Annotated in this window: 23 protein-coding genes; 8 read left to right on the top strand and 15 right to left on the bottom strand. The window is 69.4% G+C overall.

Annotated features, from left to right (window positions below; genetic code table 11):
* Nucleotides 1-23: 23 nt before the first annotated feature.
* The 4 genes from ACIBKX_RS19530 to ACIBKX_RS19515 all read right to left on the bottom strand — a co-directional run bounded on the left by ACIBKX_RS19530 (nt 24) and on the right by ACIBKX_RS19515 (nt 3601).
* A complete protein-coding gene (locus ACIBKX_RS19530; RefSeq protein WP_363271526.1) occupies nt 24-293 on the bottom strand; it encodes a DUF3311 domain-containing protein in 270 nt (89 codons plus the stop codon).
* A gap of 120 nt (nt 294-413) precedes the next feature.
* Nucleotides 414-611 (bottom strand): YbdD/YjiX family protein, encoded by a 198-nt coding sequence (locus tag ACIBKX_RS19525; RefSeq protein ID WP_363271525.1) that lies wholly within the window; start codon nt 609-611, stop codon nt 414-416.
* Nucleotides 608-2746: a carbon starvation CstA family protein gene (locus ACIBKX_RS19520; RefSeq protein WP_363271524.1), complete on the bottom strand. Its 2139-nt coding sequence runs from the start codon at nt 2744-2746 to the stop codon at nt 608-610. The genes ACIBKX_RS19525 and ACIBKX_RS19520 overlap by 4 nt, the downstream gene beginning before the upstream one ends.
* 81 nt (nt 2747-2827) lie before the next feature.
* On the bottom strand, nt 2828-3601 hold the full coding sequence (locus tag ACIBKX_RS19515; protein ID WP_363271760.1) for a GntR family transcriptional regulator: 774 nt from the start codon (nt 3599-3601) through the stop codon (nt 2828-2830).
* Between the two features lie 286 nt (nt 3602-3887).
* Here ACIBKX_RS19515 and ACIBKX_RS19510 point away from each other — a divergent pair, with 286 nt between their 5' ends.
* From ACIBKX_RS19510 to ACIBKX_RS19495, 4 genes are all read left to right on the top strand, one after another.
* Complete coding sequence (locus tag ACIBKX_RS19510) at nt 3888-5162, top strand: extracellular solute-binding protein (protein WP_363271523.1); 1275 nt, start codon at nt 3888-3890, stop codon at nt 5160-5162.
* Between the two features lie 107 nt (nt 5163-5269).
* A complete protein-coding gene (locus tag ACIBKX_RS19505) occupies nt 5270-6250 on the top strand; it encodes a sugar ABC transporter permease (protein ID WP_363271522.1) in 981 nt (326 codons plus the stop codon).
* A 32-nt stretch (nt 6251-6282) separates the two neighbouring features.
* Complete coding sequence (locus ACIBKX_RS19500; protein ID WP_363271759.1) at nt 6283-7089, top strand: carbohydrate ABC transporter permease; 807 nt, start codon at nt 6283-6285, stop codon at nt 7087-7089.
* An 8-nt stretch (nt 7090-7097) separates the two neighbouring features.
* Nucleotides 7098-8591, top strand: coding sequence for a glycoside hydrolase family 3 protein (locus ACIBKX_RS19495; RefSeq protein WP_363271521.1), 1494 nt, complete (start codon nt 7098-7100; stop codon nt 8589-8591).
* 33 nt (nt 8592-8624) lie between these two features.
* Here ACIBKX_RS19495 and ACIBKX_RS19490 read toward each other — a convergent pair whose 3' ends face one another.
* The 3 genes from ACIBKX_RS19490 to ACIBKX_RS19480 all read right to left on the bottom strand — a co-directional run bounded on the left by ACIBKX_RS19490 (nt 8625) and on the right by ACIBKX_RS19480 (nt 11215).
* Entirely contained in the window at nt 8625-9188 is a 564-nt protein-coding gene (locus tag ACIBKX_RS19490) for a GNAT family N-acetyltransferase (RefSeq protein WP_363271520.1), read from the bottom strand.
* Between the two features lie 66 nt (nt 9189-9254).
* Nucleotides 9255-10040, bottom strand: a complete 786-nt coding sequence (gene nagB, locus ACIBKX_RS19485) for a glucosamine-6-phosphate deaminase (RefSeq protein ID WP_363271519.1) — start codon at nt 10038-10040, stop codon at nt 9255-9257.
* Nucleotides 10041-10468: 428 nt separating this feature from the next.
* Nucleotides 10469-11215 (bottom strand): SDR family oxidoreductase, encoded by a 747-nt coding sequence (locus tag ACIBKX_RS19480; RefSeq protein ID WP_363271518.1) that lies wholly within the window; start codon nt 11213-11215, stop codon nt 10469-10471.
* A 105-nt stretch (nt 11216-11320) separates the two neighbouring features.
* Here ACIBKX_RS19480 and ACIBKX_RS19475 point away from each other — a divergent pair, with 105 nt between their 5' ends.
* Together ACIBKX_RS19475 and ACIBKX_RS19470 are read left to right on the top strand one after the other, a co-directional pair.
* Complete coding sequence (locus tag ACIBKX_RS19475; protein WP_363271517.1) at nt 11321-11944, top strand: TetR/AcrR family transcriptional regulator; 624 nt, start codon at nt 11321-11323, stop codon at nt 11942-11944.
* Between the two features lie 385 nt (nt 11945-12329).
* Entirely contained in the window at nt 12330-13796 is a 1467-nt protein-coding gene (locus ACIBKX_RS19470) for a PAS domain-containing sensor histidine kinase (protein WP_363271758.1), read from the top strand.
* A gap of 190 nt (nt 13797-13986) precedes the next feature.
* Here the strand turns inward: ACIBKX_RS19470 and ACIBKX_RS19465 are convergent, their stop codons facing one another.
* Nucleotides 13987-14244, bottom strand: coding sequence for a WhiB family transcriptional regulator (locus ACIBKX_RS19465; RefSeq protein ID WP_016639615.1), 258 nt, complete (start codon nt 14242-14244; stop codon nt 13987-13989).
* A 320-nt stretch (nt 14245-14564) separates the two neighbouring features.
* Nucleotides 14565-15533, bottom strand: coding sequence for a diacylglycerol kinase family protein (locus tag ACIBKX_RS19460; RefSeq protein WP_363271516.1), 969 nt, complete (start codon nt 15531-15533; stop codon nt 14565-14567).
* A 92-nt stretch (nt 15534-15625) separates the two neighbouring features.
* On the opposite strand from ACIBKX_RS19460, the gene ACIBKX_RS19455 reads away from it, so the two are divergent.
* Nucleotides 15626-16078 carry a hypothetical protein gene (locus ACIBKX_RS19455; RefSeq protein ID WP_363271515.1) on the top strand — a complete coding sequence of 151 codons (453 nt, stop codon included), beginning with the start codon at nt 15626-15628 and terminating at the stop codon, nt 16076-16078.
* Between the two features lie 39 nt (nt 16079-16117).
* Here the strand turns inward: ACIBKX_RS19455 and ACIBKX_RS19450 are convergent, their stop codons facing one another.
* The 3 genes from ACIBKX_RS19450 to ACIBKX_RS19440 form a co-directional block, all read right to left on the bottom strand.
* Nucleotides 16118-17158 carry an RNA polymerase sigma factor SigF gene (locus tag ACIBKX_RS19450; protein ID WP_363271514.1) on the bottom strand — a complete coding sequence of 347 codons (1041 nt, stop codon included), beginning with the start codon at nt 17156-17158 and terminating at the stop codon, nt 16118-16120.
* On the bottom strand, nt 17155-17568 hold the full coding sequence (locus tag ACIBKX_RS19445) for an anti-sigma regulatory factor (protein ID WP_135332116.1): 414 nt from the start codon (nt 17566-17568) through the stop codon (nt 17155-17157). Before ACIBKX_RS19445 ends, ACIBKX_RS19450 begins: the two co-directional genes overlap by 4 nt.
* A 249-nt stretch (nt 17569-17817) precedes the next feature.
* Nucleotides 17818-18078, bottom strand: coding sequence for a UBP-type zinc finger domain-containing protein (locus tag ACIBKX_RS19440; RefSeq protein ID WP_363271513.1), 261 nt, complete (start codon nt 18076-18078; stop codon nt 17818-17820).
* A 46-nt stretch (nt 18079-18124) separates the two neighbouring features.
* On the opposite strand from ACIBKX_RS19440, the gene ACIBKX_RS19435 reads away from it, so the two are divergent.
* Nucleotides 18125-19720: a Na+/H+ antiporter gene (locus tag ACIBKX_RS19435; RefSeq protein ID WP_363271512.1), complete on the top strand. Its 1596-nt coding sequence runs from the start codon at nt 18125-18127 to the stop codon at nt 19718-19720.
* Here ACIBKX_RS19435 and ACIBKX_RS19430 read toward each other — a convergent pair.
* The 3 genes from ACIBKX_RS19430 to ACIBKX_RS19420 all read right to left on the bottom strand — a co-directional run bounded on the left by ACIBKX_RS19430 (nt 19699) and on the right by ACIBKX_RS19420 (nt 21621).
* Nucleotides 19699-20610 (bottom strand): pyridoxal-phosphate dependent enzyme, encoded by a 912-nt coding sequence (locus tag ACIBKX_RS19430; RefSeq protein ID WP_363271511.1) that lies wholly within the window; start codon nt 20608-20610, stop codon nt 19699-19701. The genes ACIBKX_RS19435 and ACIBKX_RS19430 overlap by 22 nt on opposite strands.
* A 34-nt stretch (nt 20611-20644) precedes the next feature.
* Nucleotides 20645-21235 carry an N-acetylmuramoyl-L-alanine amidase gene (locus ACIBKX_RS19425; RefSeq protein WP_363271510.1) on the bottom strand — a complete coding sequence of 197 codons (591 nt, stop codon included), beginning with the start codon at nt 21233-21235 and terminating at the stop codon, nt 20645-20647.
* Between the two features lie 137 nt (nt 21236-21372).
* Complete coding sequence (locus ACIBKX_RS19420) at nt 21373-21621, bottom strand: hypothetical protein (RefSeq protein WP_363271509.1); 249 nt, start codon at nt 21619-21621, stop codon at nt 21373-21375.
* Between the last annotated feature and the right edge of the window lie 136 nt (nt 21622-21757).

The following is a 21757-nucleotide window of genomic DNA, read 5'->3' as shown; positions in this document are numbered from 1 at the left end:
ACCTGTGCCCGAAGCAAGCGTCGTCACTGGTCAGCACCTCCCTGGGCCTGCTCGGCCTTGCGGGCGCGCTGGTCACGCTGCCACAGCTGGTACGCGATCATCGTGAGCGCCGTGGATATGAGCACCCACAGCATCTGGTACCAGTAGAAGAACGGGATGCCGATGAAGGTCGGGTCGACCTTCGCGTAGGAGCTCACCCAGAGCATCGCCACGAACGGCGCGACGAGACAGAGGGCAATGACCACGCGGACCGGCGTGATCACCGGTCTGCTCACTTCAGGCGCATCTGACACTTCGCGGCTCCGCTCCCTCGCTTATCCCACCTTTAACGTGCGGGAAATCTAAGCGAGAGTCTTGATCTATGGAACCCCTGTCCGGATAACGGACAGGTCAATGTGTCGGCTCAACGGCGGTCAGCAGCAGCGGAACCCCTGGCGTGGGTCCGACTCCTGGCGGTCCGTCCGCATTCGCTCGAACTGCCGCCGCGAGGGCACGGCAGCCCCCGGATGCTCCTTCCGCGCGTGCGCCACATACCGGTCGTACGCCGATTCGTCGGTCAACTCCCTTGCGTACCAACGCATCCAGCGCAACCCCCGCAGCAGCCAGGTCATGGGGTGAGCTCCCGTTCCGCCTCACGCCGCGCCTCGTCCTTCTCCTCGGGCGTGGCGATCAGGCCCGCCGGTGCCGTCAGCTTCGACTCGACGTACGGCGCCTCGCTCAGCTTCGAGGACGCCGGATTGCGGACGTGCCGGACGCAGACGCGCGCCGCGTCGAGGATCACGATGACGATCAGCAGGGCGAGGGCCGCCGAAAGGACGCCGTCCACCGTGGAGTTGGTGACGACGGTGTGCATGTCGTCCATGGACTTGGCGGGCGGCAGGACCTTCCCGTCGTCGATGGCGTCCTGGTAGATCGAGCGCTGCTTGAAGAAGCCCACGCGCGGATCGTCGGAGAACACCTTCTGCCAGCTCGCGGTGAGCGTCACCGTCGCGTCCCAGGCGAGCGGAATGCCGGTGATCCAGGCCCACTTGAGGCGGCCGGACTTCACAAGAAGTGTCGTGCAGACGGCGAGCGCGACCGCCGCGAGGAGCTGGTTGGCGATGCCGAAGATCGGGAAGAGCTGGTTGATCCCGCCGAGGGGCTCATGCACGCCCACCCACAGGAAGTAGCCCCACAGGCCGGTGACGACCGCGCTCGTGATGACGAGTCCGGGCTTCCAGCTGACCTTCTTGAAGGGCTTGTAGACGTTCCCCAGCATGTCCTGGAGCATGAACCGGCCCACGCGGGTGCCCGCGTCGAGCGCGGTCAGGATGAACAGCGCCTCGAACATGATCGCGAAGTGATACCAGAAGGCCCGCATCGAGCCGCCGGTGACCTGCGAGAAGATCTCCGAGACACCGACCGCGAGGGTCGGCGCGCCGCCCGTGCGCGAGAGCAGCGAGGACTCCTCCACGTTCTTCGCGGCCTGTGCCAGGTCCTCGGGCGAGATGGTGTACCCGAGGTTCGCGACGGCCTGCGACGCGGCCTGGACGTTGTCCCCGATGACGCCCGCCGGCGCGTTCATCGCGAAGTACAGACCGGGGTCGATGATGCTCGCCGCGACGAGCGCCATGACCGCCACGGACGACTCCATCAGCATGGAGCCGTAGCCGATCATCCGGACCTGCGTCTCCTTCTGGATCATCTTCGGCGTCGTACCCGAGGAGATCAGCGCGTGGAATCCGGAGAGCGCCCCGCAGGCGATGGTGATGAAGACGAAGGGGAAGAGCGAGCCCGCGAAGACCGGTCCGTCGCCGCGCGAGGCGAAGTCGGTGACCGGGTCCATCTTCAGCGTCGGCAGCGTGACGATGACACCGACCGCGAGCAGCAGGATCGTACCGATCTTCATGAAGGTGGAGAGATAGTCGCGGGGCGCGAGCAGCATCCACACCGGCAGGATCGATGCGATGAATCCGTACGCCACCAGCCAGATGACCAGCGTGGACGGGGCCAGTGTGAAGGTGTCGGCGAGCGAGGACTCGGCGACCCAGCGCCCGGCGACCAGCGCGATCAGGAGCAGGCCGATCCCGATGAGGGAGACCTCGCTGACCCGTCCCGGCCGCAGGACCCGCAGATAGAAGCCCATCAGCAGCGCGATCGGGATCGTCATCGCGATGGAGAAGGTGCCCCACGGCGATTCGGCCAGGGCGTTCACGATGACCAGGGCGAGCACCCCGAGCAGGATGATCATGATGGCGAACGCGGCGAGCAGCGCCGCGGCCCCGCCGAACGGGCCGATCTCCTCGCGCGCCATCTGCCCGAGCGACTTGCCGTCGCGCCGGGTGGAGAAGAACAGTACGACCATGTCCTGCACGGCGCCCGCGAAGATGACGCCGACGATGATCCAGATGGTGCCCGGCAGATAGCCCATCTGCGCCGCGAGCACCGGTCCCACCAGGGGCCCCGCGCCCGCGATCGCCGCGAAGTGGTGGCCGAGCAGCACCCGGCGGTCGGTCGGATGGAAGTCGATGCCGTTGTCGAGCCGCTCGGCGGGTGTCGCCCGCTTCTTGTCGACCTTCAGGACCTTGTACGCGATGAACTTGGAGTAGAAGCGGTACGCGATGGCGTACGAGCCGAGGGCCGCCGCCACCATCCAGGCGGCCGACACCTCCTCGTCGCGCGAGAGCGCGAGTACGGTCCAGCCCGCGGCGCCGACCAGCGCGACGGCGGTCCAGATGACAAGGGATCGGGGGTTTGCTGTGCGCACCGGGTCGTCCTCCCGTTCATCATGCGATGACGGGAGGAACGTAGAGCAGTGCGGTGATCCGCGCCAGACCTCGGAAGGGTGTCAGTCCGTGGGGCGCTTGAGGCGGGCCACGAATTTGTAGCGGTCGCCGCGGTACACGGAACGGACCCACTCCACCGGCTGGCCGCCGCCGTCGAGGGAGTGCCGGGAGAGCAGCAGCATCGGCAGGCCCACGTCCGTGCCGAGCAGCCCCGCCTCGCGCGGCGTCGCGAGCGAGGTCTCGATGGTCTCCTCGGCCTCCGCCAGATGCACGTCGTACACCTCGGCGAGCGCGGTGTAGAGCGAGGTGTACTTGACCAGCGAGCGGCGCAGCGCGGGGAAGCGCTTGGCGGACAAATGGGTCGTCTCGATGGCCATCGCCTCGCCGTTGGCCAGGCGCAGCCGCTCGATGCGGAGCACCCGGCCGCCGGTGCTGATGTCGAGCAGGCCCGCGAGGGTGTCGTCGGCCGTGATGTACCCGATGTCCAGGAGCTGCGAGGTGGGTTCGAGGCCCTGGGCCCGCATGTCCTCGGTGTACGAGGTGAGTTGGAGCGCCTGGGAGACCTTGGGCTTGGCCACGAAGGTGCCCTTGCCCTGGATCCGCTCCAGGCGGCCCTCGACGACCAGCTCCTGCAGGGCCTGGCGCACCGTCGTACGGGACGTGTCGAACTCGGCGGCGAGGGTGCGCTCGGGCGGGACGGGGGTGCCGGGCGGCAGGGTCTCCGTCATGTCGAGCAAGTGCCGCTTCAGGCGGTAGTACTTGGGCACGCGTGCGGTGCGGCCGACGCTCTGGGCCCCGTCCACGTCGGTTCCTGCGCTCCCCGCCTCGGTGCCCATGGTCCGCCTTCCTGCTGCCGTCACCGGCTCCTCCGTCTGTCGCGGCTCACATCGTGGCACGTGCCGGCCCGGGCGAGCTGTGCCCGCTCAGGTGTCGGTCCGATAACGGACGTGACAGCCCTTCTTATACACCCTTGACACCCCTAAAGGTCTAGGCCAAGCTCCCCGTACTGGTCTACACCATTAAAGACCAGGTTCCAGTCCCACGGGCAGTTCTCGTCCTTTTGGTTCGTCCTCTTGGTCGCTGCGGGTGGGGGGTTGACTGGCATCCCTTGAGGAGGGTGACGTGAAGCGCAAGCTCATAGCGGCCATCGGTGTCGCGGGCATGTTGGTCTCGATCGCGGCCTGCGGGAGCGACGACGAAGACAAGAAGTCCGGCGGGGCGGACGGCTTCAAGGGCGAGACGCTGACGCTCTGGGCGATGGACGGCTCCACGCCCGACGGTTGGTCGAAGGACGTGAAGGCCGCCTTCGAGAAGAAGACCGGCGCCAAGCTGAAGGTCGAAGTCCAGCAGTGGAACGGCATCCAGCAGAAGCTGACGACCGCCCTCTCCGAGGAGAACCCGCCGGACGTCTTCGAGATCGGCAACACCCAGACCGCCGCGTACGCCAAGACCGGCGGCCTCGCCGACCTGAGCGACCTCAAGGAGACGGTCGGCGCCGACTGGACCGAGTCGATCAACAAGTCCTCGGTCGTCGACGGCAAGCAGTACGCCGCCCCGTGGTTCGTCCTCAACCGCGTCGTCATCTACAACAAGAAGGTCTGGGCCGACGCCGGCATCAAGGACACCCCCAAGACCCGCGCCGAGTTCCTCAAGGACCTCAAGGCAATCGAGTCCAAGACGGACGCCGAGCCGATCTACATGCCGGGCCAGAACTGGTACCACTTCGTCGGCCTGACGATCGGTGAGGGCGCCGAACTGGTCAAGAAGGACGGCGACAAGTACGTCTCCAACCTCGCCGACCCCAAGGTCGCCAAGGCCATGAAGACGTACAAGGAGTTCGCGGACCTCTCCAAGGCCCCCAAGAACAAGGACGAGGCCACCCCGCAGCAGGCCGAGGTCTTCGCCAAGGGCAAGACCGGCGCCTTCGTCGGCATGAGCTGGGAGGCCGCCACCGCCATCAAGGCCAACCCGAAGATCGAGAAGGACATCGGCTACTTCACGATCCCCGGCGCCACCGCCGACAAGCCCGAGGGCGTCTTCCTCGGCGGCTCCAACCTCGCCGTCGCCGCCACCAGCGAGAAGCAGGAACTCGCCAAGGAGTTCCTGAAGATCGCGCTGAACGACAAGCACGAGGGCGCGCTCGCCAAGGAAGGCGGCGTCATCCCGAACAAGCAGTCGCTGGAGGCGCAGCTCAAGGGCAACCCGGCCGCCGAGGCGATGGCCCCCGCGACCGCCGGCGGCGGCACCACCCCGCTGATCCCGGAGTGGGCCGCGGTGGAGAACCCGCCGAACCCGATCAAGAACTACATGACCGCCGTGCTGAACGGTAAGTCCAACGACGCGGCCGCCAAGCAGGTCGAGGGCGAGCTCAACAAGCGCCTGGCGCAGAAGCAGTAAGGACGCGCTTTCGCCGGGGACTCCGGGACCGGGGTGTCATCAGCCCCGGGCCCGGAGTCCCCGGCGCAGCGCCGCGTTCCGCGATGCCCACGAAAGAGATGGCGAGCATGACCGTGCAGACCGAACGGCCGCCCTCCGGCCCGACGGACGTTGTGAAATCGGACGGCCGGCCGGGCGAACCGGGCAAGTCCCGCGAGCGGGCCCGGTCGCTCGCGCCCTACCTGCTGCTGCTTCCCGCGCTCGCGGCCACCCTGGTGTTCCTCGGCTGGCCGCTGGTCAACAACGGGATCCTGTCGTTCCAGAACCTCAACATGAGGCAGTTCATCCTCCACCTCACCGAGTGGAACGGGATCGACAACTTCAAGGAGGTCCTCAGCGGCGAGGACTTCTGGCGGGTCACCGGCCGCTCGATCGCGTTCACCGCGATCAACGTCGCACTGATCATGCTGCTCGGCACGCTGATCGGTCTGCTGCTCGCGCGGCTCGGCAGGCGGATGCGGACGCTGCTCCTGGTCGGACTCATCCTCACCTGGGCGATGCCGATCATCGCGGCGACGACCGTCTACCAGTGGCTGTTCGCGACCCGCTTCGGTGTCGTCAACTGGGTACTGGACAAGGCCGGCTGGCACTCGATGGCCGACTACGACTGGATGGGCAGCCAGTTCTCCACGTTCTTCGTGGCCATCACCCTGATCGTCTGGATGTCGATCCCCTTCGTGGCGATCAATCTGTACGCCGCGACGACGACGATCCCCAAGGAGCTCTACGAGGCCGCGTCGCTCGACGGCGCCGGCGCCTGGAAGCGCTTCACCAACGTCACGCTGCCCTATCTGCGGCCCTTCCTCTACGCGACGACGTTCCTGGAGATCATCTGGGTCTTCAAGGCGTTCGCACAGGTCATGGCGCTCAACGAGGGCGGCCCCGACCGGCTCACCGAGATCCTGCCCGTCTACGCCTACATCGAGGGCATGGGCAACCAGCACTTCGGCATGGGTGCGGCGATCGCGCTGCTCACCATCGTCATCCTGCTGGCCCTGACCTCCTTCTACCTGCGGATCGTGCTCAAGCAAGAGGAGGACGAGCTGTGACGAACAAAGCCCCGGCTCGGCGGCTGCGCCGCATCTGGCCCAACGCGGTGGCCGTCGTGCTCTTCGTCGGCTTCGTCTTCCCGGTCTACTGGATGTTCGCCACGGCCTTCAAGCCGACCGGCGACATCATCAGCGAGGACCCGGTGTGGTTCCCGACCGACGCGACGTTCGAGCACTTCAAGACGGCCGTCGAGGCCGACCACTTCTGGACGATGGTCGGCAACTCCCTCACCGTCACCGTGCTCGCCGTGCTCTTCTCGCTGATCATCGGCCTCGCCTCGGCGTTCGCCCTCGCCCGGATGCGGTTCAAGGGCCGCAAGGGCTTCATCATCGGCTTCATGCTGGCCCAGATGGCGCCCTGGGAAGTCATGGTCATCGCGATCTACATGATCGTGCGCGACGCGGACATGCTGAACAGCCTCGTCCCGCTCACCCTCTTCTACATGGTGATGATCCTGCCCTTCACGCTCCTGACGCTGCGCGGCTTCGTCGCCGCGGTGCCGCGCGAGCTGGAGGAGTCCGCGATGGTCGACGGCTGTTCACGGATGCAGGCGTTCCGACGGGTGATCCTGCCGCTGCTCGCACCCGGCCTGATGTCGACCTCGCTCTTCGGCTTCATCACCGCCTGGAACGAGTTCCCGCTGGTCCTGGTCCTCAACAAGGAGGCCGAGGCCAAGACCCTGCCGGTGTGGCTGTCCGGTTTCCAGACCGCCTTCGGCGACGACTGGGGTGCCACCATGGCCGCGGCCTCGCTCTTCGCCATCCCGATCCTGGTCCTCTTCGTCTTCCTGCAGCGCAGGGCCGTCAGCGGTCTGACCGACGGCGCCGTGAAGGGATAACACGCCATATGTCGACACTCATTCACCCCACCGACACCCTCACCCGGGACGCCCTGACCGTCCTGCAGCCGGGCTTCGTCGGCACCAGCGCGCCGGACTGGCTGCTCCGCCGCATCGGCGAGGGCCTCGCCTCGGTCGGCCTGTTCGGCCGCAACATCGCATCGCCCGCCCAACTGGCCGCGCTCACCGCCCAGTTGCGGGCCGAGCGGGACGACGTCCTGGTCGCCATCGACGAGGAGGGCGGCGACGTCACGCGCCTGGAGGTCCGCTCCGGTTCCTCCTTCCCCGGCAACCACGCCCTCGGCGCGGTCGACGACACCGCGCTGACCCGCGACGTCGCCGCCGAGCTCGGCCGCCGCCTGGCCGCCTGCGGGGTCAACCTCAACTGGGCGCCCTCGGCGGACGTCAACTCCAACCCCGACAACCCGGTCATCGGCGTACGTTCCTTCGGCGCCGACCCGCTCCTGGTGGCCCGGCACACCGCCGCCTACGTCGAGGGCCTGCAGTCCTCGGGCGTCGCCGCCTGCACCAAGCACTTCCCCGGACACGGCGACACGGCGGTCGACTCGCACCACGACGTGCCGCGCATCGGCGTCGACCCGGAGATCCTGCGCGCCCGCGACCTCGCCCCGTTCCGCGCCGCCATCGCCGCCGGCTCCCGCGCGGTGATGAGCGCCCACATCCTCGTCCCGTCCCTGGACCCCGAGTACCCGGCGACGCTCTCGCGCCGCATCCTGACGGGCGTACTGCGCGAGGAACTCGGATACGACGGCCTGATCGTCACGGACGGCATGGAGATGCAGGCCATCTCCGCCACGTACGGCATCGAGCGCGGCAGCGTGCTCGCCATCGCCGCCGGCGCCGACGCGATCTGCGTGGGCGGCGGCCTCGCGGACGATGAGACGGTCATGCGCCTGCGCGATGCGCTGGTCTCGGCCGTCCACACCGGCGAACTCTCCGAAGAACGCCTCGCCGACGCGGCGGCCCGCGTCCGTGCGCTGGCCCATTGGACCTCGGTGTCGGGCGCGGCCGACCGTTCGGGGGGCGCGCCCGACACCGAGATCGGCCTGGTCGCGGCCCGCCGCGCCCTGACGGTCACTCACGGAGAGTCCTACACGACCCCGCTCACCGAGCCTCCGTACGTCGCCGCCTTCACGCCGATGGCCAACATCGCGGTGGGCGACGAGACCCCGTGGGGTGTCGCGGCCGAGCTGGAGCGGCTGCTTCCGGGTACGGAGACGGGCAGCTTCACCGGCGCGGACGCGGGCGCGCTTGCGCTGGCGGCGGCGGGGGAGCGGCGGATCATAGCGGTGGTCCGTGACGCGCACCGTCACGCGTGGATGGCGGCGGCCCTGGACACGCTCCTCGCGGCCCGCCCCGACACCATCGTGGTCGAAATGGGCGTCCCGCAGTCGCCGCCGAGGGGCTCCCTCCACGTGGCGACGCATGGCGCGGCGCGGGTGTGCGGGATCGCGGCGGCGGAGGTCATCGCCGGGGGCTAGGCGGTCACCGGGGGTCAGGCGGTCACCGCGGGGCTAGGTCATCGCCGGCGGGGACCACACGCCGAACCACTGCTCGGCGCCGAACTCCTCGAAGCGCTCCACCTCGGTGAACCCCAGCTTCTGGGCGAGGCGCACCGAGCGGTCGTTGGCGCTCTGGGTGCAGAGCACCACCGGTTCGCCGGGCAGCGCGGCGGCGCACCAGCCGAGTGCCGCCGCGCATGCCTCGACGGCGTACCCGCACCCCCACGCCTCCGGCAGGAACAGGTAACCGAGTTCGGCCTCCCCGGCATCCGGGCGGAGATGCCCCGGCCGCTCCGGGTCGCGCCGTTCGAGGGTGACCGAGCCGATCATCGCGCCGTCGCGTTCGACCACGAAGACGCCGGGACGCCGTCCTGGCACTTCCGGGACGGCGCGCTCCAACTCGTCGCGCGGCCGGGGGCCCCCGAGGTGGGCGCGCACCTGCGGCGACGCGAACAGCTCGATGAACGCCGCGCGGTCGCGGGCCTCGGACTCGCGCAGCACGAGCCGCTCGGTCCGTATCGGGGCGGGCGGCCAGGCGACGGGCCCGATTCCGTTCTTGGTCGTGCCTCCGGTCATGGCGGGCAACCTAGCGCACACCGGGGCGTGCGCCAGGTCGGCCCAGAACCACGATCCCTGCCGGGACTACAGCCCCTGCCAGGCCGGCTTCGCCGCGTACGTGGCGCGGAAATAGTCGCCGAGCTTCAGCTTGGAGGCGGCGGCCTCGTCCACCACGACCGTCGCGTGCGGGTGGAGTTGGAGGGCCGACGCCGGGACGATCGCGGCCACCGGGCCCTCCACCGTCGCAGCCACCGCGTCCGCCTTGCCCTCACCGGTGGCGAGCAGCACCAGGTGGCGGGCCTCCAGGATCGTGCCGATGCCCTGCGTGATCACGTGGTGCGGGACCTGCTCGATGTCGCCGTCGAAGAACCGCGCGTTGTCCACCCGCGTCTGCTCCGTCAGCGTCTTGATCCGCGTACGTGAGGCGAGCGAGGAGCACGGCTCGTTGAACCCGATGTGCCCGTCGGTGCCGATGCCGAGCAGCTGGAGATCGACGCCCCCGGCCGCCGCGAGCGCCTCGTCGTACGCCTCGCACGCCGCCTGGACGTCCTCCGCGCTGCCGTCGGGCCCCATGAAGGACTCCTCGCCGAGCCCCAGCGGCTCGACGACCTCGCGCAGCACCACGGACCGGTAGGACTCGGGATGCCCGACGGGCAGCCCCACGTACTCGTCGAGCTGGCAGATCCGCGCCCGCGAGGCGTCCACGGCACCGGAGCCGACCTTGGCGGCGAGGGCTTCGTAGATGGGCAGCGGGGTGGATCCGGTGGCGACACCGAGCAGGGCGTCAGGCTTGCGGCGCACCAGGGCGGCCATGGCCTCCGCGATCAGCTCGCCGCCTGCCTGGGCGTCCGGGACGATGACAACTTCCACGCTGGGCCTGCCGTTCTGGAGAGGGGACTCACAGGGACTGTGTAGGTGGTATAGACCAATCTAGCAGAGCTGGCCCACCGGGACCCCCGGTTCTCGGCCCCGGTTCCGACCCGGTTCTCCACCCGGCTTTCCACTCGCCTTTCCACCCGGCTCTCGGCCCCGGTTCTCGGCCCCGGTTCTCGACCCTGGACCTCGCCCTGGCTCCGATCACCGCGTCCCGCATCCCATGCTCGGCTCTCCGCCCCGGAGCCGCCCGTCGAGCGCCGCCTCCACCAAGCGGGCCAAGCCCCGAGCAAGCACAGTGGAAGGCATGACCGCCTCGACAACGGCCCCGCAGAGCGAGCAGCCGGGCCGGATCATGTCCCGGGAGATGGCCGAGCCCCTCGCGAAGGTGACGGAGACCCGCTGACTGTGGGCATCGCCGACCATCACACCCCCAGCGCCGACCCTCCCGTCGCGTCGATGTACTGACCGGTGACCCAGCGCGCGTCGTCCGAGGCGACGAAGGCGACCACGTCCGCCACGTCCGCCGGCTGGCCTATCCGGCCGAAGGTCGAGTACGACGCCATCTCGGCCTGCTGGGTCTCGGGGATGCCGGTCATCATCTCCGTCTCGATGATGCCGGGCGCCACCGCGTTGACCGTGATCCCGCGCGGGCCCAGCTCCTGCGCCAGCGTGTGGGTCAGCACGTTGAGCGCGCCCTTCGTCATCGAGTAACCGACCGTGATCGGGAAGGCGATGCGGGTGACCCCGGAGGAGATGTTGATGATCCGGCCGCCGTCGCGCAGTCGGTCGAGGCCTTTCTGGATGATGAAGAACGGCGCCTTCGCGTTGATCGCGAACACCCGGTCGAGATCCTCTTCCCCGACCTCGCCCACGTGGCCGTAGAGCCCGATGCCCGCGTTGTTCACCAGGATGTCCAGGCCGTCCGCGTGCCGGTCGAACTCGCTCCACAGCGCCTCGGCGTCGCCGGGCACGCCCAGCTCCGCACGGAGGGCGAAGGCGGAGCCGCCCGCCTCCTCGATCGCCGCGACCGTCTCCTTCGCGGCCGTCTCATTGCTGCCGTAGTGCACGGCCACCCGTGCGCCGTCCCGGCCCAGGCGCTCGGCGATGCCCCGCCCGATGCCCCGACTGCCGCCCGTGACCAGTGCCGTCTTCCCCGCAAGCGTGCCCATGGGACGCCCCCTCCTCATGCCGTCGATTTCTCTAGCGGTCGCTACAGAAAGAAACCGTAGCCGACTCCGCGACGTTTTTCTAGCGCCCGCTATAGAATTCACCCCATGGCGACGAAACAGCGTGGACGCCCCCGCTCCTTCGACCGCGAGACCGCGCTGGAGCAGGCCATCCGCGCCTTCTGGGAGCACGGGTACGAGGCGACCTCGGTCACGGACCTCACCCGGGCCATGGGGATCGGCGCGCCGAGCATGTACGCGGCCTTCGGCGACAAGCAGTCCCTGTTCGAGGAGGCGGTGCGGGTCTACAACGAGACGCACGGCGACTTCGGCAACCGCGCCTTCAGCGAGGAACCGACCGTCCGGGGCGGCGTGGCCCGCATGCTGCGCGAGGCCGCGGTGAAGTACACGGAGGAGGGGCACCCCCGCGGCTGCCTGGTCATCTACGCGGCGACGAACTGCACGACGCCGGAGGTCGAAAAGGCCCTGCGTGACCGACGCAACGCGAACGTCGCGTCCATCGAGGCGCGGATCGGCGCCGCGATCGCCGCCGGCGAGCTACCCTCGACCACCGACGCCCCCGCGCTCGCGCGCTACACCGGAGCGGTCCTGCAGGGCATGTCCCAGCAGTCCCGCGACGGAGCGAGCAGGCAGGAGCTGGAAGCCGTCGCCGAACTGGCCATGCACGCCTGGCCGGCGCCCGCCTCCGCGCCCGAACCGGCGTCGGCATGACCCTCGGGGCACCCCGGGGTGAAGTGAGAGAATTCCACGACAACTAACATCGTCCCGCGCATAGACACAGGTGAATGGTCTAGTCCACAATGCGTGGGTAAAGCATCCGTCCTTCCCGCACAGGAGGGCGGACCGAGGAACCGGCACTCTCTGCCCTGACCGTGTCGGATCCTCCGATCGGCCGTCGGTACCGCACATTCCGGTGGTCGATGTTCCTGAAGGGCTGCGGTGCCGAGGGTGGGTTGAGGGTCCCGCCCTGGCGCCGCGGCTCGTCGGGAGACGCGGGCGAGCGGACGCCGCCCGCGGGGAATCGCCCGACCCTCGTCGCGAATCGCCCCGCACCGACCCGCCCGAAGTGCCAGGTACGCTCGCACACGTGCCCTCCATGAACGACCTCGTCCGCCAGCACACCGCTCTCGGTGACTCCGATCTCGAGTGGTTGCATCTGCTGGTCTCGGAGTGGCAACTGCTCTCCGACCTCTCCTTCGCCGACCTCGTGCTGTGGGTCCCCACCCGCGACGGCACCCGCTATGTCTCCGTGGCGCAGATGCGGCCCAACACCGGCCCCACCTCCTACCAGGACGACATGGTCGGCCACCTCGTCCCGCGCGGCCGCCGCCCCCTGCTCGACGCCGCCCTGGACGAGGGCCGCATCGTGCGCGAGGGCGACCCCGAGTGGCGCGAAGAGGTCCCGGTGCGGGTCGAGTCCATTCCCGTACGCAGGGAAGGGCGCGTCCTGGGGGTCATCGCGCGCAACACCAACCTGCTCACGGTGCGTACGCCGTCGCGCCTGGAGCTGACCTATCTCCAGTCGGCGTCCGACCTGGCCCAGATGATCGCGGCCGGCTCCTTCCCGTTCCCAGGCCAGCAGGTCGACATGGACGCGTCCCCGCGGGTGGGCGACGGACTGCTCCGGCTCGACGCCGACGGCATCGTCCAGTACGCCTCGCCGAACGCGCTCTCCGCGTACCACCGCCTGGGCCTCGCCGCCGACCTGGTCGGCCACCACCTCGGCACGGCCACCGCCGAACTCGCCCCGTCCCGCGGCCCGGTGGACGAGGCGCTGGCCAAGGTCGCCAGCGGCTGGGCGCCCCGCGAGTTCGAGATCGAGGGCGGCGACGGAGTGATTCAGCTCCGCGCGATCCCGCTCAAGCCCAAGGGCCCGCGCATCGGTTCCCTCGTACTCCTGCGCGACGTCACCGAACTGCGCCGCCGCGAGCGGGAGTTGATCACCAAGGACGCGACCATCCGGGAGATCCACCACCGGGTGAAGAACAACCTCCAGACGGTCGCCGCGCTCCTTCGCCTCCAGGCCCGCCGCATCGACTCCGCGCCCGGCCGCGAGGCGCTCGAGGAGGCCGTGCGCCGGGTCGGCTCGATCGCCATCGTGCACGAGACGCTCTCGCAGAACCTGGACGAGCGCGTGGAGTTCGACGAGATCGCCGACCGGGTCCTCGCGATGGTCGCCGAGATCTCACCCGGCAAGGTCACCGGCCGGCGCACCGGACGCTTCGGCATCCTGGACGCCGAGGTCGCGACCCCGCTCTCGATGGTCCTCACCGAAATCCTGCAGAACGCGCTGGAGCACGGCTTCCGCGAGGGCGACATGGGGACGGTCGAGGTCTCCGCGGTGCGCGGCGGCACCAGCAAGGACACCCGCCTGCTGATCACCGTTCAGGACGACGGCGTCGGCCTGCCCGCCGACTTCGACCCGCACCGCTCGGGCAACCTCGGCCTGCAGATCGTGCGGACCCTGGTCGAGGGCGAGCTGGGCGGCACTTTCGACATGGTGCGGGCCCCGGAGCGCGGCACACGGGTCATCCTCGACATTCCGGTACGCGCCGACAAATAGCGCCTGCGAACGGTCTGTCCCCGCGGCGCGGCGCACACGCGCAAAGCAGTGAGCCCCGGACCAAGTGGTCCGGGGCTCACTGCTCACGTTGCGATGCGCATCGGGGGTACTGCGCGGCTGCGGCTCGGGGGCGGGAGTTGCGTACTCGCTGTACGCGCCGCCGGGCTCAGGCTCGTTGGGGGCGTGAGCGTCAGGCGCTGGCCTGGCGTGCACGGTTGCGAGCGGCGCGGCGCTTCATCGCGCGGCGCTCGTCCTCGCTGAGGCCACCCCAGACGCCGGAGTCCTGGCCGGACTCGAGCGCCCACTGCAGGCACTGCTCCATGACGGGGCAGCGGCGGCAGACGGCCTTGGCTTCCTCGATCTGCAGCAGCGCAGGACCGGTGTTGCCGATGGGGAAGAAGAGCTCGGGGTCTTCCTCGCGGCAAACGGCGTTGTGACGCCAGTCCATGGCTGCTACCTCTCCTTGGTATTACATGCAGGTTGCTTGTGAATGTGAACGCTTTCACGAATCCCCCGACAGCGGAAGGGACTTTCGTCACATGTGCGTGACGATGTCCTGTTCGTTGAGGAGGGGGTTCTGGCTCTCTGTGGGGCCGATGTTGCGGGCCGTCCCGATCGCCATGTAGAGATTCGCAAACCTCGGCGGCGGATACAACCCCTTCCGGCAAGTTTTTTTTGATTCCTCAGTGTCGGCTGGGTCACAGCCGTACTTCCATGGGGTGGACCCTGGCCTAAACGTTCGAGTGAAAGGACTTTGGCCCCTTCTACTCACACAATCACACGCAGTGCACGGCGTACGCCTGTGAACGTCACGCTCGTCCGCAGCCCCAGGTGGTCACCGTCCATCTGGAGGGGGAGCGGCACCTTCGAATGCAAGGTGAAGTCGGTGAGGTCATGCAGCGTGACCGCGTGCTTGCCCTGGGGTCCGCGGTCCGGCGTCGAGGCCAGCAGCTGCGTCCCGTACCGGGCCGCCGCGACGGTCGAGAACCTGCTCAGACCGAGCACGTCGAGACCCGTCTCGAAGGACGCCTGCGGGGAGGCGTACATCGGGCGATTGCCCAGGTAGGTGTAGGGAGAGGTGTTGCAGACTATGGAGAGGACCAGGTCCGTCACGGGGTCCTCGCCGGGCCGCTCCAGCGTGATCATTCCGTGCCTGCGGTGCGGCTCGTCGAGGAACTGACGGAACACCTGGCGCAGATAAAGCGCATGAGTGGACCGCTTTCCGCGTTCCCTTTGCTGTTCGACCCGGCCGACCACTCCCGCGTCGAATCCGAATCCCGCGGCGAACGTGAACCAGCGCCCCGGGACCGCCTCGTCCTCCGTGCCCGGAGTGCCCGAGATACGGCCCAGACTCACTGTCCGTTCGCTTCCCTCACGCAATGCGTCGAGCAGCGCGCCGGTCGCCTCCACGGCGTCGTTCGGAAGCCCCAGGGCCCGCGCGAAGACATTCGTGGAGCCACCGGGTACGACGGCGAGGCGGGGCAGCCGCTCCGGGTCGGGACCCTGGTGCAGCAGACCGTTCACGACTTCGTTGACCGTGCCGTCGCCGCCGAGGGCGACGACCAGCTCGATGTCCTTGCTCTCCGCGGCCTGCCGGCCGAGGTCCCGGGCATGGCCGCGGTACTCCGTGGTGACCGCCTCGAGCTTCATCTCGCTGGCGAGTGCGTGGATCAGTACGTCACGCGTACGCGCACTGGTGGTGGTTGCCGCTGGATTGACCACAAGGAGTGCACGCATGCGAAGCAGAGTACCTAGCGCTCTTTACCTGGCCTAGACCGAGGGTCCGGACCACCGACAAGATCGTGGCTACGCACGGCTACCCTGCAAGGGTGAGTGCTGAGCCGAAACCCACCCCCGAGGCCCCGGAGCCGGGCCCGCGCCCCGCCCGTCTGACGGCTGCCGCGGCCCTGGCCGCGCTGGAGGGCCTCGCGCTCCTCGTCGGGGGTCTGTACATGCTCGTGATGGGCCTCGCGGGCGATCCCGACAACCCCGAGCAGGCCATCACCGGCGGCGGCACCCTCGTCGTCCTCGCGCTCCTGCCGCTGCTCGCCGCGCGCGGTCTGCTGCTGCGGCGCAGTTGGAGCAGGGGGCCCGCGATCATCACGCAGATCATGGCGCTGCCGGTGGCCTGGCAGCTGCTGCAGGCCGACAGCGTGGCCATCCCGGGCGGCATCGCGCTCGCCGTCGTCGCCGTCACCGCGCTCGTCCTGCTGGTCAACCCCGCCACGACCGAGGCCCTCGGCATCCGGGGCCCCGGCAACGTACCGGACGACGTGAAGTAGCCCTCTCCGTGGCGAACGCCCCCTCTCCGGAGAGGGGGCCTACTCCTCGACCAGGAGCTTCTCGCGCAGCTGCGCGAGCGTGCGGGCCAGCAGCCGGGAGACATGCATCTGGGAGATGCCGACCTCCTGCGCGATCTGCGACTGCGTCATGTTCCCGAAGAACCGCAGCAGCAGGATGCGCTTCTCGCGCGGCGGCAGGTCCTCCAGGAGCGGCTTGAGGGACTCCCGGTACTCGACGCCCTCCAGGGCCTCGTCCTCCGCGCCCAGGGTGTCCGCGACCGCCGGGGACTCGTCGTCCGTGTCCGGGACGTCCAGGGACAGCGTGGAGTACGCGTTGGCCGACTCCAGGCCCTCCAGGACCTCCTCCTCGGAGATCGCCAGCTTCTGCGCCAGCTCGTGCACTGTGGGGGAGCGGCCGTGCTGCTGGGAGAGCTCCGCCGTCGCCGTGGTCAGGGCGAGCCGCAGCTCCTGGAGGCGCCGCGGCACCCGGACCGCCCAGCCCTTGTCGCGGAAGTGCCGCTTGATCTCGCCGACGACCGTCGGTGTCGCGTACGTGGAGAACTCCACGCCGCGCTCCGGGTCGAACCGGTCGACGGACTTGATCAGGCCGATCGTGGCGACCTGCGTCAGGTCGTCAAGGGGCTCGCCGCGATTGCGGAACCGGCGGGCCAGGTGCTCGACGAGCGGCAGGTGCATGCGGACCAGCTGGTTGCGCAGCTCCGCGTACTCGGGGCTGCCGTCCTTCAGCGCGCGCAGCTCGACGAACATCGCGCGTGCACCGCTGCGGTCCTGCGGATCGTGCCGGGTGTGCTGCTGCTCACCGTGTTCGCTCATGTATCCCGCCCGTTGCGCGCCGCCCCGGACGGAAGCGCGCTCGCGCTCCTCCTGGGCGGTCGGCTCTGCCTGCTCCGACGCGTCGGCCGCCTTCGGGGAACCCGGCTCCGGGTCCTCCGGGTGCGGCCTGGCCTGCTGGTCGGGAATGCCCGCGAGGGCCGGCTCCGCGGGTGTCCCGCCCCTGCCGACCGGCAGACCTCGTGTCCCGCGCTCTTCGTCCCGCACCGGCCCGTCCCCGTCCCTCACGCCGGCCCGGGTCCCGCGCCGCGCTTCTTGTAGAGGCTGATCGAGACGGTGTTGTCCTCGGCCACCGAGGAGTCGACCTGACCCGCGAGGGCGGACAGCACAGTCCAGGCGAAGGTGTCCCGCTCCGGGGCCCGGCCGTCGGTGGTCGGCGCCGAGACGGTCACCTCCAGCGAGTCGTCGACGAGGCGGAAGACGCAGCTGAGCACCGATCCCGGCACCGCCTGCTGGAGCAGGATCGCGCACGCCTCGTCGACCGCGATCCGGAGGTCCTCGATCTCGTCGAGAGTGAAGTCCAAACGCGCCGCGAGACCGGCCGTGGCCGTACGCAGCACCGACAGGTAGGCACCCGCAGCCGGAAGGCGGACCTCGACGAAGTCCTGATTCCCGGGCTCGCCTGCGATCTGGGACACCCTCACCTCCAAGGTGGTACAAGCACTTTCGGGGCTCCAGGTCCACCGCACAGGCGGCAGTCCGGTACAGCGTCACACGGGTAACGCGCCACGTAGTTCAGCGGTGACGCTACCGCGCTCCCCTGATCCGTGTCCCGGGGACCCCGCTCCGTTCCTGTCACTCATAGTAAGCCTACGGGTACGGACAGTGGCTAGGGGTCTCGCGGGCCCAATTGGAGAGTACGGGCGTCGGGTTGACGTACCCAGGCCTCAGACGATCGAACCGTCCACGAAGCACCAACGCCAGCTCTCGCCTGGTTCGAACGTCCTCATCACCGGATGTCCGGTGTCCTTGAAGTGCTCCGTCGCGTGCCGGAACGGCGACGAGTCGCAGCAGCCCACATGGCCACAGGTCAGGCAGAGCCGCAGTTGCACGGGGTGACTGCCGACCGCCAGGCACTCCGGGCAGGTGTCGCCGAGCGGTGTCACTTCGGGGTGCGGCAGCTCTGTGACGTGCGGGCACTCGTTCATGATGGCCAGGTTACGACGGGAACGCGTGTCGCGGAGGGCCTGGCCAATGGACGTACTGCCCCTGGTGGCGCTGATCGCGGCGAGCGCGGCGGTGGCCGGTGCCGCCCGCTGGACGCCGGTGCCGGCGCCGCTGCTCGTCGTCGCGGCCGGACTGGTCGCCTCGTACGTTCCCGGGGTCCCGGACTACCACCTGGACCCGCACATCGTGCTGCCGCTGATCCTGCCGCCCCTGCTGCACACGGCGGCCCTGGAGAGCTCCTACCTGGACCTGCGGGCCAACATCAGACCCGTGGCGCTGCTCTCCGTGGGGTACACGCTGTTCGCCACGCTCGCCGTCGGCTATCTCGCGTATCTGCTCATCCCCGACCTGCCGCTGACCGCCGCGCTGGTCCTCGGCGCGGTGATCGCGCCGCCGGACGCGGTGGCGGCCACGGCCATCGCGCGGCGGGTGGGCCTGCCGTCCCGGATCACCACGATCCTCCAGGGCGAGTCGCTGGTGAACGACGCGACCGCGATCACCGCCTTCAAGGTCGCCCTCGCGGCGGCGGTCGGCGAGGGCGCGAGCTGGTCGGGCGGGATCAGGGAGTTCCTGGTGGCCGCGGTCGGCGGGGTGGGCGTGGGACTCGTCCTCATGGTGCCGATCCACTGGCTGCGCAGGTGCATGAAGGAGGCGATGCTGCAGAACACCCTCTCCTTGCTGATCCCGTTCGTCGCGTACGCCGCCGCCGAGCAGGTCGGGGCCTCCGGAGTGCTCGCCGTGGTCGTCGTCGCCCTGTACCTGGGGCACCGCTCCTGGGAGGTCGACTTCGAGACGCGGCTCCAGGAGGCCGCCGTCTGGAAGGTCGTCGCGTTCATCCTGGAGTCGGCGGTCTTCGCGCTCATCGGGCTCCAACTGCCGCTCGTGCTCAAGGGGCTCGGCGAGTACAGCGGGGCGCAGGCCGCCTGGTACGCCGTGGGCGTCTTCGTCTTCGTCGTCGCCATGCGCTTCGTGTGGTCCTACCCGGCGACCTATCTGCCGCGCCTGTCGCCGCGGATCAGGGAGCGGGAGAGCGACATGGACTGGCGGCGGCCGCTGATCGTCAGCTGGGCCGGGATGCGCGGCGTCGTGTCGCTCGCCATCGCCTTCTCCGTCCCGATGGTCATGGACGACGGGGAGCCGTTCCCCGCGCGCAACCTGGTCCTCTTCCTGACCTTCACCACCGTGATCGGCACGCTGGTGGTGCAGGGCCTCTCGCTGCCGTGGCTGATCCGCGTCCTGAAACTGCCGGGCCGCGACACCCAGGCCGAGACGCTCGCGGAGGCGCAGGCGCAGAACGCCGCCTCGCAGGCCGCGGAGGAGCGGGTGGAGGAACTGATGCGGGACGAGCGCAACTGCCTTCCACAGCCCCTTCAGGACCGTCTGCGCACCGTCCTCGAACGCCGCCGCAACTCCGTGTGGGAGCGGCTCGGCCAACCCAACCCCGTCACGGGGGAGTCGGCGGACGACACCTACCGCAGGCTCGCCAGGGAGGCGATCGCCGCGGAGCGCGAGGTGTTCGTGCGGATGCGGGACGAGCGGCGCATCGACGACGAGATGATGCGGACGCTGCTGCGGAAGCTGGACCTGGAGGAGGCGGCCGCCTACCGGGAGGTCGAGGACTGAGTGATCACGGCCGCGACGGTGCTGCCCGGAGGGAAGGCGCCCTCTTCGGAGAGGGCGGTCAGCGCGTACAGGAGCTTGGCCACGTAGACGCGCTCTACGGAGAGGCCGTGCCGGTCCTCGAAGTCGTCGGCGAACGCGGTGAGTTCGGGGGTGGAGCGGGCGTAGCCGCCGCAGTGGAAGCGGTCGTCGAGACGCCAGTTGGGGGTGGGGGCGCCGAAGGTCCGCTGCTGCAGTACGCGTATCTCGGGGCCCAGGAAGCCGCCCTTGAGCACCGGTATGCCGAGGGCTCGCTGGTCCGGGGCGAGGCCGGCGGCCAGGCCCGCCAGGGTGCCGCCGGTGCCGCAGGCGACCGCCGCGATGTCCGCGTGGCCGCGCAGTTCCTCGCCGAGGGCCGTGCAGCCCTGTACGGCGAGGGAGTTGCTGCCGCCTTCGGGGATGACGTAGGGGTTGCGCGCGCCCGTGTCGCGGAGGACGGCCGCCAGGACTTCGGGGTCCTTCTTGCGGCGGTACGTCGATCTGTCGACGAAGTGCAGGCGCATGCCGTCCGCCGTGCAGCGGGCCAGGGACGGGTTCAGGGGGCGGTCGGCGAGTTCGTCGCCGCGGACTATGCCGATGGTGTCCATGCCGAGGAGGCGGCCGGCGGCGGCGGTCGCCCTGAGGTGGTTGGAGTAGGCCCCGCCGAAGGTCAGCAGGGCGCAGTGGTCCGCCGCGCGGGCGGCTTCCAGGTTCAGGACCAGCTTGCGGTACTTGTTGCCCGGAAGATCGGGGTGGATGAGGTCGTCCCGCTTGAGTACGAGGGTGACTCCGCGCCGCGTGAACCTGTCGTCCCGGAGTCGTTGCAGCGGGGACGGGAGGCGGGGGTGCAGGTCGGTCGGCGGGGTGGTGCTCACCCCGCCATTGTGCCTGGGCCTCTCCGGCCGGGCCTTACTTGAGGCGTTCCGCGATGCGCTCCCGCATCTCGTCCATCGTGAAGCCCTTGGGGTCGATCTTTCCCGGTTGCCATTCCAGGTGGCCGATCACCGAGCGTTCCGTCCAGCCGTGGTGGCGGCAGATCGCCGCCGAGACGAGCTCGATGGCCTGAAGCTGTTCGTCCGGCCACGGATCCTTGCCGTCGCCGAGGTTCTCGCACTCGAAGCCGTAGAAGTGACGGTTGCCGTCCGTGTTCGCCTCGTTGTCCGGAGGCAGCCGCTTCTCGGCGATCACGGCGCGCAGCACGTCGTCGTCGCCCAGGCCCGCGTGGTTCGCCCGGCCGTAGCCGACGAGGTGGACGCGGCCGTCCTTGGTGATGACGCCGTGACAGAGCGGACCGGGCAGTGAGGCGTACCCGTCGCGGCAGATCTCCACCGTCCGCCGGCTGCCCGAGGTGACGGTGTGGTGGATCATCACGCCGTGCACCGGACCCCAGGGGCCCTTGTGGTTGCGGTTGTGGTGTTCCCAGTCGCCGACTTCGACGACCGTCACACCTTCGTCCTGGAGCACGTCGAGGAACCTGCCCGCGGACATGGGTGGGGCCATGGCCGACTCCTTTGCGGAGCGCGACGGCCGCCGGTCGCGGACCGTCTCGTATGTCCGCTTTTACCGGAACCACGGTGCCCGGACCAGCCGTTCGGAGCTATTCCGTCGCTGTTCGGGCACCGTGCGAGCCGATTTGGTCAGCCGCGGTGGTCCCCGCCGTGCATGAAGCCGTCGCCGTTCGTCGCGATGTACGACTCCAGGGCCTGCAAGGCCTGCTGGGTGGCCTGGGGGGAGCCCGTGCCGCGCTGCTGCGCGTAGTACGCCGCGCCCAGCTTCTTCAAGAGATCGTTGCCCGCGCGCTGCGCCTGGACCTCGTCGAGCTTCTGCTTGCCCTGGGTGAGTCCCCGCTGCGCCTGTTCCTTGGCGCGATCCAGGAAGCCTGCCATTGCCGTCTCCTGCCGATTGGTGCGGATGTACGCCGATGCATCTCGTTCAACGGGTGCGCGGATCTTGGAGTTCCCCGGACCGAGTGGATCTCAAATTTCACGAACATCCCATACGCGGGGGCTGCCCCGTCGGCAG

Origin of the sequence: Streptomyces sp. NPDC050658 (genome assembly GCF_044457025.1) — a bacterium.
Lineage (GTDB): Bacteria > Actinomycetota > Actinomycetes > Streptomycetales > Streptomycetaceae > Streptomyces.
The sequence above is the reverse complement of the archived record's forward strand: the minus strand, read 5'-3'. Positions and strand labels throughout refer to the sequence as shown.